This window comes from Marinomonas atlantica (genome assembly GCF_001639725.1).
In the GTDB taxonomy this organism is placed as follows: domain Bacteria; phylum Pseudomonadota; class Gammaproteobacteria; order Pseudomonadales; family Marinomonadaceae; genus Marinomonas; species Marinomonas atlantica.
The window spans coordinates 221,716-234,456 of record NZ_LTAW01000004.1 but is presented as its reverse complement, the minus strand read 5'-3'; the positions used below and the strand labels follow the sequence as shown (position 1 = coordinate 234,456).

12 protein-coding genes are annotated in these 12,741 nt (G+C 42.8%); 3 read left to right on the top strand and 9 right to left on the bottom strand.

Going from position 1 to position 12,741, the window contains the following annotated elements; genetic code table 11:
* Positions 1-33: 33 nt before the first annotated feature.
* The 3 genes from AYW75_RS08605 to lldD form a co-directional block, all read right to left on the bottom strand.
* Positions 34-1,350, bottom strand: a complete 1,317-nt coding sequence (locus tag AYW75_RS08605) for a radical SAM family protein (RefSeq protein WP_067098280.1) — start codon at positions 1,348-1,350, stop codon at positions 34-36.
* Between the two features lie 259 nt (positions 1,351-1,609).
* On the bottom strand, positions 1,610-1,819 hold the full coding sequence (locus tag AYW75_RS08600; protein ID WP_067035771.1) for a cold-shock protein: 210 nt from the start codon (positions 1,817-1,819) through the stop codon (positions 1,610-1,612).
* Positions 1,820-2,185: 366 nt separating this feature from the next.
* Positions 2,186-3,322, bottom strand: coding sequence for an FMN-dependent L-lactate dehydrogenase LldD (lldD, locus tag AYW75_RS08595; protein WP_067098277.1), 1,137 nt, complete (start codon positions 3,320-3,322; stop codon positions 2,186-2,188).
* A gap of 135 nt (positions 3,323-3,457) precedes the next feature.
* On the opposite strand from lldD, the gene AYW75_RS08590 reads away from it, so the two are divergent.
* Positions 3,458-4,357, top strand: coding sequence for a LysR family transcriptional regulator (locus AYW75_RS08590; protein ID WP_067098274.1), 900 nt, complete (start codon positions 3,458-3,460; stop codon positions 4,355-4,357).
* 30 nt (positions 4,358-4,387) lie between these two features.
* Here the strand turns inward: AYW75_RS08590 and AYW75_RS08585 are convergent, their stop codons facing one another.
* From AYW75_RS08585 to AYW75_RS08570, 4 genes are all read right to left on the bottom strand, one after another.
* On the bottom strand, positions 4,388-4,669 hold the full coding sequence (locus tag AYW75_RS08585; protein ID WP_067098272.1) for a hypothetical protein: 282 nt from the start codon (positions 4,667-4,669) through the stop codon (positions 4,388-4,390).
* Positions 4,670-4,723: 54 nt separating this feature from the next.
* Positions 4,724-5,125, bottom strand: a complete 402-nt coding sequence (locus AYW75_RS18635; protein WP_082856452.1) for a GFA family protein — start codon at positions 5,123-5,125, stop codon at positions 4,724-4,726.
* 88 nt (positions 5,126-5,213) lie between these two features.
* Positions 5,214-6,806, bottom strand: coding sequence for a sensor domain-containing diguanylate cyclase (locus AYW75_RS08575; RefSeq protein WP_067098266.1), 1,593 nt, complete (start codon positions 6,804-6,806; stop codon positions 5,214-5,216).
* 236 nt (positions 6,807-7,042) lie between these two features.
* Complete coding sequence (locus AYW75_RS08570; protein ID WP_067098263.1) at positions 7,043-7,795, bottom strand: SDR family oxidoreductase; 753 nt, start codon at positions 7,793-7,795, stop codon at positions 7,043-7,045.
* 646 nt (positions 7,796-8,441) lie between these two features.
* Between AYW75_RS08570 and trpB the strand changes: the two genes are divergently transcribed.
* Complete coding sequence (gene trpB / locus AYW75_RS08565; RefSeq protein ID WP_067098261.1) at positions 8,442-9,698, top strand: tryptophan synthase subunit beta; 1,257 nt, start codon at positions 8,442-8,444, stop codon at positions 9,696-9,698.
* A gap of 2 nt (positions 9,699-9,700) precedes the next feature.
* Positions 9,701-10,489, top strand: a complete 789-nt coding sequence (gene trpA, locus AYW75_RS08560; protein ID WP_067098258.1) for a tryptophan synthase subunit alpha — start codon at positions 9,701-9,703, stop codon at positions 10,487-10,489.
* 76 nt (positions 10,490-10,565) lie between these two features.
* On the opposite strand, the gene AYW75_RS08555 is transcribed toward trpA, so the two are convergent.
* A complete protein-coding gene (locus AYW75_RS08555; protein WP_067098255.1) occupies positions 10,566-11,561 on the bottom strand; it encodes a YeiH family protein in 996 nt (331 codons plus the stop codon).
* 87 nt (positions 11,562-11,648) lie between these two features.
* Complete coding sequence (locus AYW75_RS08550; RefSeq protein ID WP_067098253.1) at positions 11,649-12,719, bottom strand: TRAP transporter substrate-binding protein; 1,071 nt, start codon at positions 12,717-12,719, stop codon at positions 11,649-11,651.
* Positions 12,720-12,741: the final 22 nt, after the last annotated feature.

Here is a 12,741-nt window from a genome sequence, read left to right as displayed (position 1 = left end):
ATAAATTGTTCAGTTATCAATAAATAACCTAAATCACATTTTTAAAAATGGGATAAACCTTGATTTTTCATTGATAATAGGAATGTTGTAAGAGATCGCCTCCCTATCTGTAAGAATAGATAATTGAATTTTGAAATTTTCAGTCAATTCAGTTTCTATTGGAATTTGTACAACAAAACCGCAACCCATTTTTTCAGGTAAACCTAAACTTTCAGCAACATCAACTCGAGGTTCAGAGACAGAAATAGCTTGATATGGCCTTCCAGACTCAATGCTCATGCTAAGCCCAGCAATTAAATCATTTTCAGATTTAGAAAAAGCCCAACCCTCACAAACTAACAGCCCACCATTGGTGGAATAAAGTTTATCAATCCACCCTATTATAGACGACTTATTAAGACTCTTATTTTTGCAGCTACTTAAATAACTTCTCTCAATTTTCTGTAGAGCAGCTGCATTAACAACTCTAGCTTTAGACGATTTAATAGGGACATCACTCACATTTTCTGCACTATATCTCAGTGACTGATTATCTGTGTTTGTAAAAACAAAGTGTAGTTCATCTATATCACATTTATCAGCAATATTCTGAGCATCAATTATATGTTCATCGCTATCATTATGATTAAATAAAATATATTTCCAAATTATTTTAGTCACATCCGACTTATATGTTCTAGAGTCTTCCATGAATTTAAATACATTATTTATAACACCATTGCGGCGATATTTTTCATAAGCACTTTGTGTCACACCGTCACATGAAATGGTAATCAGATCAATAGGCACGTTACCAACAACAGACTTAAAGTCAGCTTGAGCAACTGTTGTAACCTCTTGATAAGCATTAGGATAATAGTTTTTTACGACGGTAATTAGTTCAGAAAAATTAGGATGATTTAGCGGTTCTCCCCACCCTAAATAAGAAACCATAGAAACATCTATCTTATTTTTAAGACAACTAGATACTAATTGCTTTAATTTCAATGTCGATAAATGCCAGTCACCATCTCGATTTCTCACTTCTCTTTTACGTTTGCAATATGCACAAGAAAGCTCACATGCAAGTGTTGGCTCAACTCTAAGAGCAACACTATCTAGAATAGTTTCTTGTGGTGAATCTCCAATATTAAACAAATCACAATTCCGACATGTATCACCCCAAGGTGGTACCCCATTAGAAAAAGACCTTCTAATATGTTCATAGATAGGCCCTTGAAGAATTGTTTTCACATTCCAGTTAGGTGATTCACTTAAGGCACCTAAATGTATGGAGTAACCATTGCTGTCATCACAATGAATATACCCATCAGATTTAACACTGATTTCCCTCAATACCCTACAATCCATGAACGCTCCTTGCAGCACATAATGTAACCTTATAAAGCTGCATAATTTACAAAGCTCTATTTAGTACTACAACTACCTAAACTAAACTTCCTTCAACATTGCGCTTTAGCTCCGTCAAAATTCTAATTATCCGGTTTGTCATTTAATGAATACAAATAAGCCTTGTAGCATGAACTCTATCCGGCTTATATATTTCCAGGCAAAAAAAAGGGCTACCTTACGGTAGCCCCTTCTTTTATAACGCGTTAATCGGTTTCGATTATAGCGCTACGATGTTCTCAGCTTGTGGGCCTTTTTGGCCTTGAGTCACAACGAACTCAACGGCTTGGCCTTCAGCCAACGTTTTGAAGCCAGAGCTTACAATGGCGCTGAAATGTGCGAACACATCTGGGCCAGATTTTTGCTCGATGAAGCCAAAACCTTTAGTTTCGTTAAACCATTTTACAGTGCCAGTAGTTGTAGTAGACATAATATGTATCCTGTAGATCAAAAATAAGTGTGCCTGCAAGAGGCGGAATAGCGTGGGAAATAAAGACAAAGTTTTAAATACTACAGGACGGAGAACTACGAATAACGCTACGTGATGGAGAATGTAAAAAGACGCTGTGTTTCTAGCTGCGTTCAATGTATAGACAACGGTTAACCACGTCAATGTTTATTTTATATAATGACTTCGATCTCATGCTCTATTTTTGACACTCTAGGCTCATTTTCAGCACGTTATTACTACCTATAGAGCTGGATGATCGCTTCCGACAATCCTGTTTATAACCCGAGAAAAAATGCCTCATTGATACAATTAATGAGGCAAATAACACATTAAGGACTTGTAATGCTACGCCATCACCAATGCTTCACGATTAAGTTCATGAATGTTTTTGGCGCCCGTTAGGGTCATAGCGACCCGCATTTCTTTTTCAATAAGATCCAATACATTTTCCACACCTGCTTGGCCCGCAGCGGCCAACGCATAAACAAATGCGCGGCCTAGCAAAGTACAGTCCGCCCCCAACGCCAACATACGTACTACGTCCAAACCAGTACGGATACCAGAATCCACTAAGATTTCAATCTCGCCTTTTACAGCATCAGCGATCTCTGGCAAGGCTCTAGCTGAAGACAAGACGCCATCTAGTTGACGACCACCGTGATTAGACACAATAATGCCATCAGCACCAAAACGCACCGCATCTTTGGCATCTTCGGTATCCAGAATGCCTTTAATAATCATCGGGCCATCCCAGAACTCACGTATCCATTCTAAGTCTTTCCATGAGATCGATGGGTCAAAGTTATTCCCCAACCAACCAATGTAGTCTTCTAGCTTGGTCGGCGAGCCGCGATAGGTAGAGATATTACCTAGATCATGTGGCTTACCATTGATACCGACATCCCATGCCCAAGCTGGATGCGTCATGGCTTGCACGACTCGGCGCATGGCGGCATTGGGACCGCTCATACCAGAATGCATATCACGGTAACGCGCACCAGGCACAGGCATATCCACGGTGAAGACTAAATTCTTAATGCCTTGAGCTTTAGCTCGCTCCAACACATTTTTCATAAAACCACGATCTTTCAACACATACAGCTGAAACCAAATAGGCTTGGTCACGGCGGTGCTCACCTCTTCGATCGGACACACCGACACCGTAGACAAGGTAAAAGGAATACCTTTATTTTCAGCCGCTTTAGCAGCCTGAACTTCTCCACGACGAGCATACATCCCTGTTAACCCTACTGGCGCCAACGCAATCGGTAGGGACATTTTTTCACCAAACAGCTCAGACTCTAGACTTAAGTCCGACATATTTTTCAAAATCCGTTGACGCAATGCAATGTCAGCCAAATCACCTGTATTTCGTTGCAGGGTATGCTCCCCGTAAGAGCCGCCATCAATGTAGTGAAATAGAAACGGTGGTAATTTTGCTTTTGCTGCGGCACGGTAATCTGTCGATGCGGAAATAATCATTGATTGCGCTCCAAGAAAATAAGAATAGAGGACTCTGCTGGGCTGATTTATCTATATAAGACCTAATCTAAAGGTTTAAATTTGTTGAATATATACTCATAATTAAAAACATTATTTCCATATGTGACACAATAAATGCATTCAGATGACCTTATCTTATTCTCCCAAGTAGTAGAGCTTGGAAGTTTTAGTAAAGCTGCAGAACAAAATAACCTGACCAATTCGGTGGTCAGTAAGCGCATTGTGCGCCTAGAGAAAGCGCTTAACGTCCAACTTTTATACCGCACCACACGAAAACTGACACTGACTGAAGCAGGCCAAGCTTTATTTGCAAAAGCCAAACAGGTGGCTCTCGCGACGCAGGAAGCCACGAGTTCAGTCGCTGGGTTTGGTGAAGCCATTCAAGGCCATATCAAGATGTCCGTACCAACGATTTCAGGGGAATTACTACTGGCGGATGCGGTAGCAGAGTTTTGTGGGATGCACCCAGGCTTAAGCGTGGACATGTCTCTCGACAACCAATTTGTAAATCTTGTTAAAGAGGGATTCGACCTTGTGGTTCGCACAGGTCATTTAGAAGATTCCAGCCTGATTGCGAGACATATTTTGGACTCTCATTGGATCGTCTGCGCCTCTCCAGCTTACATTAAGCGTCATGGACGACCAGAAACACCTGAGTCTTTAGTGACGCGTAATTGCTTGCTGTACTCTTATCAGACATCAGGTGCAAATGAGTGGGAGTTTAAAGGACAAGAGCAAAACTACATTGTGAAAGTAGCAGGCTCATTTTCAAGCGACAACGCAACTGCTTTGCGCAAAGCTGCATTGGCAGGGCATGGTATCGCTTACTTACCCCGTTGCTTGGTGTATCACGACCTTCGCAACGGCGAGCTGATCGACATATTACCTCAACAGGTGGGTAAAATTCTCGGCGTCTATGCAGTATATCCTTTTACCCGCCAACTGCCGAAAAAGCTCAAACTATTAATTGAACACATTCGACAGTGCTACATGTCGATCGAGCATTATTTTTAAGGGGAAGCACGATACGGGACGGCAACTTAACTATAGCTTTGAGACACCAGCTATTTCAGACACACTGCTGGCATCCGCTCTCTCAATGATTTTTAGCAATACCGTCTGAATCGTTTCGTCATTACGTACATCATGTTCCGCACTGAACTTCTGTTCTTGAGGCTCTGACTCCTCTTCGGCAATAAACTGAATAACCACCTGCGTCGCTAACACTGGCGTCTCACCAAAGTATTCAATCGAAACCAACGGATACCCTTTAAAACCTTTGCTTACTTGTTTTGCAATACGCTTCTTTGCTTTATCGACGTTCATTTTGACCCTTAGGCGGTGTGGCAATTAAAAATAAAGCTTCAATTTCTGGCAATCTTACTCAGGCAACCCATCAAACGTGGGCACACTTATTAGCTCTTTATCCCAACCCCTTTTCCGAGATGCGAAGATACGTGCTGTTGGCACTATCGAAATCGGAGTATCCAAACATCCAGCCGGAACAACTAAAACATCCTTTATCGCGGTGCAAGGCAGCGCTGAGCCACACACTTTACAAAAGCTTTTATTGTGACGGCTACCTTTAAGCGTAAATGACGTTACAGCTTCCTCACCTGATCGCCAAACCAACGTCGCTGAATGTGAAAATAGATTCGACGCATGGGAAGTTCCCGTATCTTTTTGACAATAGTGGCAATGACACAGATAAAAACTGTCAAAATCACCTTGTATCTCGAAGTTTACGATACCACATAGACAAGAACCTAAATGGTTTGCCATATAAACACCTTTTATTTGCAGACTTAATAATGAACTTAGTAAAACAACAGACACTGAATGCTCAATATATCAGTCACGCACAAAAGCATTATGACTTAATCTGATTACGGCCTGCTTGTTTAGCACGATACATTTTTTGATCTACTTCTACTAAAATGCTTTCTAAAGAGTGTTTGGCGGTAAACTCTGATAGCCCAAGGCTAACGGTAACGTCAACCTGCATGGGAAAACTATGTGAGTGAATTGCGGCAAACACTTTCTCAGCAATAATCAGTGCCATTGTCTGATCGGTATTAGGACACACGATGACAAATTCTTCGCCACCCCATCGCCCTACTGTATCCGTATTTCGAACCGTCGCTTTGACAACTTGAGCAAGTTCGATAAGAACCTGATCGCCTACTTCATGCCCAAACGTATCATTCACTCGCTTAAAATGGTCTATATCGAACATTAGTACGCTAAAAGGACGATGCTTTCTCTGAAAACGACTGACTTCCGCATGGAGCACTTCCATCATTTTGCGACGATTGGCAATCGATGTTAGCTGATCAGTGTGAGAAATAGCACTCAACAGGGCATTTGTATCTTTCAGTTCAATATTTTTCTGAATTAACGCTTTTTCTGTGAGCTGCTCAATGGCTTCGGAGATCTTGCCTATTTCATTTTTCGGCAATACGTACTTGTCTAATTCGTCTTTCCCTTCAGTAATCTCTTGCACCCTGTTTTGTAATTTTTTCAGTGGCAAAATAATATGTCTACTTAAGATAAAACTCATCAACCACGTCGTGAAAAGTGACCCTATTACTATCATCAATACAGTAGAAGCAATGGTCTTTATAAGAGGCTGACGAATATCGTCCAAATTTACTTCGGTCACTACAATCCAGCCTAATTCATCAATGCGCTCAAAATGAGCCAATTTATTTTGCTCACCATCGCTGTAAGAAAGCTTCCCTGAAGCATTCAGTTCCTTTGGCAAATGAGAGAAAATTTCTCGGTGAAGCTTATCTGGAAGTGTCGCATCTGGATGAATAAGTATTTTGCCTTCATTATCCATGACAAAGTTGTATATGGTCGGGTACTGTTCATCCCGAATAGCCAGTGCTTCAACAATCGCATCCATTCCTGCATCAATAGAAATCACCCCTACAACCTTATCATCAGGGTCGACTAATGTTTTTCCAAATGAAATTAGCCACTTTTTGGAGTTAATGTCTTGATAAGGAATGCCATCAGATATCAATGGATGCGACTTTATCGCAGCTTGATACCAAGGTCGAATGACGGAGTTGAAATCTTCAGGTGGGGTATAATCATTAATCAGTAAAGAGCCATCTTCGTAGCCTGAAAAGATATAATGTATATTAGGTACGGTGTTTTGAAGTACCTCAAATAGAGTCAGAATTTTATCTTGTGTTTCTTGCTCACGGAAGTGGTTATGATCAATGCCTGAAGCAGAACCACTAACGTATTCAACGGCTTTTCGAAAGGGTGCAACATAGCCGTCAATTAGTGTTGTGACAGACCGGTTTTTATTGCGCAGTACTGATTCAGCTTTATCTATACCTTGTGTATATAAAAGAGAGGCAATACAGACACTAATAATAACAATGGTTATTAAAGCTAACGTGGTAGTGATCGCAAAAATTTGATGATGTAACTTTGAGAACTGCTTCATATATAAATGTTAAATAAGCTCGATCATTTGCTTAAAAACAACGTTTGCTTTTGCGCTCAGATGGCATTCCGATTAAAAATCGTTCGATATTGTCAAAACGAACTCATCTTGTCTATCTATTCTTAAGACACTTCTTTCATCCCAGCTCCCCGAGACATTACACGCCCCAAGCGTAAATCAATAGTGAGGAAGAATACCTAGCGCTGACGCCTTTTCATTTAAGCGTTTTTGATGTGTTACAAACCACCGGATACATCCAAAAAGCTACCTGTGGAAAAGGATGACTTTTCAGACGCCAACCAATAAATAGCCTCTGCAATTTCATCAGGCAAACCGCCCCGCTGCATTGGGATTTTGCCTTTTAGCCTTTCAATACGCTCAGGCTCTCCGCCGTCAGCGTGCATATCAGTATAAATCAGCCCCGGACGAACACAATTCACTCTAATATCTTCTGCTGCCACTTCTAACGACAGACCTTTTGTCAATGTGTCGATTGCTCCTTTTGACGCTGCATAATCTATGTATTCATTAGGTGAGCCCGTTCGAGCCGCGCCCGAAGAGACGTTGATTATGACACCGCCTAAACCGCCATGACGAGTGGACATTCGTTTCACGGCTTCGCGACAACATAAAAAGTAACCCGTCACATTAGTTTCGAGAATTGAATTGATCCTATCAGCATTCATTTCTTCTAAGCGCATCTGTTTCTTTAAGATGCCCGCATTGTTGACCAAAACAGAAACAGCACCAAGCTCTCGATCCACAGATTCAAACAGCCGAATAACATCATCCTCTTTGGAAACGTCAGCCTGTATAGAAATACAATGGCCACCTAACGCTTTAATGTCTTCAGCAAGTGCCTTAGCTGACTCAGCATTAGATTTGTAATTAATACATAAATCATAGCCATTTTGAGCAAAAAGTCTTGCCGTAGCAGCCCCGATTCCTCGACTACCACCCGTAATAATTGCCACTTTTTGATTGCTCATTTTTTCATCCTTTCAAAGCGATACTCGAAATAATACATTGCTCAGTGAGCTATATCACTCCGTGTTCGTTAACGGTGTAGTGTTTGACTTAGTTCACTTCATTTTAGTTGCTAGTGTCCTTGTAGCACTTTTTCTACCCTAAGGCTCTCTATTATCGATGACATTAACTCTTGGCAACTCTAGTGCTTAAGGCTCTGACATCTGATTTGCTGGCTTTTGATATACGTTCTGTCCGTTTAATACGAGCCCGTTTTCAGATATGACTTTTTAGTTTTCTGTAGTACCACGGACTAATGCACTAAACGACATGGAACGAAATGCAACAGCAAAGCCACTGACAATCAACCAAAATTAATCACTCTCCTACACAAAAGGGTTTATTAGGGAAACCCTTTAAACAACATCGACTGACTTAGTTAGATTTCGTATTTGCGTTGGTATTCTCTTATTTTATAACCGACCTTTGATGCTACAATTCACCGCAAATACAAATCCTATAGCGGTACAACCAATTAACTAAACGCAATAGTAAAGAAATTTAGTTCTCACCTCTTGACGAGGTGAGTTCTTTCTATTAATTTTACTGTATCGTTTAGTTATTAAATTTTAGTGTTTTACACACTGCATTATCCGAGAGGAGTCTTTCATGCAAAGCAATAATGGTTACTACGGTGAGTTCGGCGGGAGCTACATTCCTGAGATTCTCTACTCTAGCCAGCAGCAAATCCTTCATGCCTTTGAAGAGGCGAAGAACGATCCAGCGTTTATTGCGGAGTTGAAAGATACTTGGCAGAACTACTCTGGCCGCCCTACGCCGTTGACTTTTTGTAAGAACTTAACAGATCACTTCGGTGGCGCTCAGATTTACCTAAAACGCGAAGACTTAAACCAGTCTGGCGCGCACAAGATGAACAACGTAATTGGCCAAGCTCTGTTAGTAAAGCGTATGGGCAAGAAACGTGTCATCGCAGAAACCGGTGCTGGTCAGCACGGTGTCGCGACGGCTTTGATTGCTGCACGCCTTGGCCTTGAATGTACCATTTACATGGGTGCTAAAGACGTGAAGCGTCAGTATCCGAACGTATTTTGGATGAAGCAGTTAGGTGCGACGGTCGTGCCGGTTGCTGAAGGTGCTCAGACATTGCGCGACGCGTTAGACGAAGCATTACGTGATTGGTCTTCAAGCCATGAAGACAGCCACTACTTGATCGGTACGACCTGTGGTTGTGCGCCATTCCCAGAAATGGTGGCGTACTTCCAGTCGGTGATCGGTGAAGAAGTGAAAGAGCAAAGCCAAGCGCAGTTTGGGCAATACCCTGATCGTTTGTATGCGTGTGTGGGTGGCGGTTCGAATGCCTGCGGTTTGTTCTTACCATTCCTAGAGGAAAAAGAAGTAGAAATGATCGGCGTTGAAGCCGGCGGCAAAGGCTTGGAGCTTGGCCAACACTCGATCCGTTTGTCTAACGGCTTGGGTCAAAAAGGCATCGCTCAAGGCTTTGCGACCATGTTCTTACAAGATGACAATGGTCAGCTACAAGAAACACACTCCATCGCAGCGGGTCTTGATTACGTGGGCGTGTCCCCCATCATTGCTCACTTGGCGCAAGAAGGTCGCATTCAGATGACCTACGCTATGGACGACGAAGTGGTGGCGGCGTGTTCTTTGTTGCTGAAAAAAGAAGGGATCATTCCTGCATTGGAGTCGTCACACGCCCTTGCCGGTGCGTTTAAAGATGCGCCAAACTTGCCAAAAGAATCACGTATTGTGATCAACTTGTCAGGTCGTGGTGATAAAGACATCTTTAACGTTGCTAAAGCGATGAACGATGCAACCTTCCCTGAGTTCTTGGAAGATTACATGGCCGATTACAAAGATCACTTGAACAATGAAGGGGAAGCATAAGCATGAGTCAGTTAGCACAATACATTGCTGAGAAGCGCCAGCAAAAACCAATTCTGTCCATGACACATGTGGTTTATGGCTACCCAAGCGTGCAAGAAAGTCTGGATTGGATGGCGACACTTCTGGAAGCCGGCGCGGACTTTATTGAAGTTCAATTCCCCTTCTCTGATCCCGTAGCAGACGGTCCAACCATCGTTGCCGCATGTCACGGTGCGCTGCATGATCAAAGTCTTTCGGTTGAGCAATGCCTAACAGACATCGGTCAGTTAGGTCGTGATTACCCGCAAGCACGTATTGCTCTAATGAGTTACTTAAACCCGATGTACCGTTACGGTTTAGAAAAACTTGTTAAACGCTGTGCCGAAGAGAACATTCAAGGTTTAATTCTTCCCGACCTTCCTTATGAGCAAGCAGCCGACCTGCGCGCTTATTGTGAAGCAAACGGTGTTGATCCTGTGTGGTTGGTCACGCCAGTAACACCGAAAGACCGTCTCGCCTTTCTTGCAAAAGAAGCGACTGGCTTCTTGTACTGCGTCGCACGCTCAGGTGTTACAGGTAACTCAAACCATAATGGCGGCGATCAGCAATCGTTGGATGAATACCTAGCTGAAATTAATTCACACACTAGCGCGCCGATCGGTGTAGGTTTTGGTATTCGCGAAAAAGCCCATGTAGACGCACTTAAAGGCAAAGCCGATGTCGCTATCATTGGTTCTGCTCTGCTAGATGCCTACAACAAAGGCGGCAAAGAAGAAGGTTTGAAACTGTTCAACAATTTGTTTAACAGCTAAAACAAGCTACTTTAGCATTCAAAAAGCCCCATGCTGATTCAGTATGGGGCTTTTTCATTTCTGGGCCTGAGGTGCGTTAAATAAAATAATACGCCAACAGAGCGCCACATACAGCCATGACAACTGTTTCCACTAGGAGCAAGACCAATGGGGCCATGCCCACCTCTTTCAGCTTATTTAGTTGCGTACGCATACCAATGGCTGCAATCGCAAACACCAAACACCAACGTGATACATTAGCAATCAGCTCTACAACAGCTACTGGAATCCAGCCCATTGTGTTCATCATCATGAGCGCAATAAAGACTAACAAAAAGGGAGGAATTGGAAAGCGGCTAACGGCACTTTTGCCTGCTTCCTTACGCGAAAAAATAATCGCAAGTACAAATACAATCGGCGCTAAAAGTGCCACACGAAACAGTTTTACGACTGTAGAGTTATCACCTGTATATTCTGATACACCGTAGCCAGCACCCACAACTTGGGCAACATCATGAATCGTAGCGCCTAAAAAGTACCCAGTCTGGCGCTCATCAAGACCAATCCAATTGGCAATCATAGGGTACACAATCATAGCGGTTGTACTCATCGCAGTAATGCCTACGATGGTAAACACAACCGATCGATTGGTATTTTGATTCTTAGGTAACACTGCCGCTACCGCCGCAGTGGCCGATGCACCGCATATTGCGACAGCACACCCTGCGAGTAACCCCATATTCTCAGGCAGTTTTAGCAAACGCCCAGCTATCACACCAATCGAAATAACAGCCAACACCAAACAAGCCGTTAGCATCAATATGGGCCACCCAAAATCGGTTAACGAACTTATCGTGATACGAACCCCTAATAAAGCCACACCGATACGAAGCACTGTCGATGCACTGAATTCTAAACCTTCACCTGTCTTTTCCGCATCGGCCATAAAGTTAAAACTCATACCTAACAGCAAAGCCATCAACATTACAGGGGCGCCGTAATGCTCACTAATAAAGGCGGCAGACAACCCCATAACCATCGCAAGCATGATTCCAGGAATTTTAGGCGTAAAAGTTCTTGCAGGGTTATACATGAGATACCCATTTCAATCATTGACGTTAGTAACGAGGAGAGAAAAAGGCGGAGAGTTCCGCCTCTTAATAAAGTCAGAACACTTAGCTTAATTCAGGTCCGAAACGTATTCAGCTTGAACTTTTTGCTCTGCTTCTTTAGCAGCCGTATCTAGTAGAGTAAACCACTTATCACCGTCTTCAATGTTGGTTTTAAACCAATCATATACAGGCTCTGCAGCTTTCGCGAATTGCTCTTTTTCTTCTGGAGACGGTACATAAAGCTCACCACCTGCTTCATCAAACGCTTTATATGCTTCGATAGATTTACGTTTTGGCGAGGCAAACGTGGCTTGCTGTAAAGCAGAGAAACCATCAACCACGACACGACGAAGATCTTCTGGCATGTCCATGAAGGAATCATTGTTCATGTACCATAAAGCCGACATATAAGCATGACCATCCAATGTCACGTACTTCAAACCGGCATCGGTGAATTTCATCCCCATGATGTCAGTTATGCCATTTTTAGAACCTTCAACTACCCCTGTTTGAAACGATGTGAACAGTTCAGGCCATGGGATTGGCGTTGGGTTAGCACCCATCGAGCGCACTAATTCCTGCGGTAAATCCGAAACGACTGTGCGAATCTTTAATCCATCTAGATCTTCAGGCGTTTTAATCGTTTGCTTCGTGTTAGCAAAGTTACGCCAGCCTCCCGTATTACCGATTGTCATTAGACGAACCGTGTTATCCGAGTCTTCTAGAATTTGTTTACGTAATGCTCGAGTAAAGTCACCAGTAAATACTTCTTCTGCAATGCGGTCATCACGCAAAACATAAGGTAAATCTAACACTTGCACGTAAGGGTACATGGCCGATGCGCCACCAGAGGTTGAAATGTAGATATCTAGCGAGCCATATTCTAAACCTTCTAGACATTCGACTCCGTTACCACAGAGCTGAGTGCCCATGAAAATATCCACTTCAATACGACCATTTGAGTGAGACTCGACAAAGTCTTTGAATACGACTAAGCCATCGTAGTCTTCATCGTTCTCATTCGAGTTTGCTACTGCACGTAGATTGAAGTCAGCGGCTTGCGCGACACCGCTCAACATAACTCCAGCACCAATCAATGTCGCTGCAACAACGCTATTTATTTTTGTTTTCGTGAACATTTTAAAGTCCTCATTTAGGTTT

Coding starts and splice junctions, on each gene's coding strand:
- AYW75_RS08600 (WP_067035771.1), bottom strand. CDS start 1,819: ATGTCTACTACAACTACTGGCACTGTAAAATGGTTTAACGAAACTAAA.
- AYW75_RS08570 (WP_067098263.1), bottom strand. CDS start 7,795: ATGAGCAATCAAAAAGTGGCAATTATTACGGGTGGTAGTCGAGGAATC.
- lldD (WP_067098277.1), bottom strand. CDS start 3,322: ATGATTATTTCCGCATCGACAGATTACCGTGCCGCAGCAAAAGCAAAA.
- AYW75_RS08575 (WP_067098266.1), bottom strand. CDS start 6,806: ATGAAGCAGTTCTCAAAGTTACATCATCAAATTTTTGCGATCACTACC.
- AYW75_RS08585 (WP_067098272.1), bottom strand. CDS start 4,669: ATGAACGTCGATAAAGCAAAGAAGCGTATTGCAAAACAAGTAAGCAAA.
- AYW75_RS08550 (WP_067098253.1), bottom strand. CDS start 12,719: ATGTTCACGAAAACAAAAATAAATAGCGTTGTTGCAGCGACATTGATT.
- trpB (WP_067098261.1), top strand. CDS start 8,442: ATGCAAAGCAATAATGGTTACTACGGTGAGTTCGGCGGGAGCTACATT.
- AYW75_RS08605 (WP_067098280.1), bottom strand. CDS start 1,350: ATGGATTGTAGGGTATTGAGGGAAATCAGTGTTAAATCTGATGGGTAT.
- AYW75_RS08555 (WP_067098255.1), bottom strand. CDS start 11,561: ATGTATAACCCTGCAAGAACTTTTACGCCTAAAATTCCTGGAATCATG.
- AYW75_RS18635 (WP_082856452.1), bottom strand. CDS start 5,125: ATGGCAAACCATTTAGGTTCTTGTCTATGTGGTATCGTAAACTTCGAG.
- AYW75_RS08590 (WP_067098274.1), top strand. CDS start 3,458: ATGCATTCAGATGACCTTATCTTATTCTCCCAAGTAGTAGAGCTTGGA.
- trpA (WP_067098258.1), top strand. CDS start 9,701: ATGAGTCAGTTAGCACAATACATTGCTGAGAAGCGCCAGCAAAAACCA.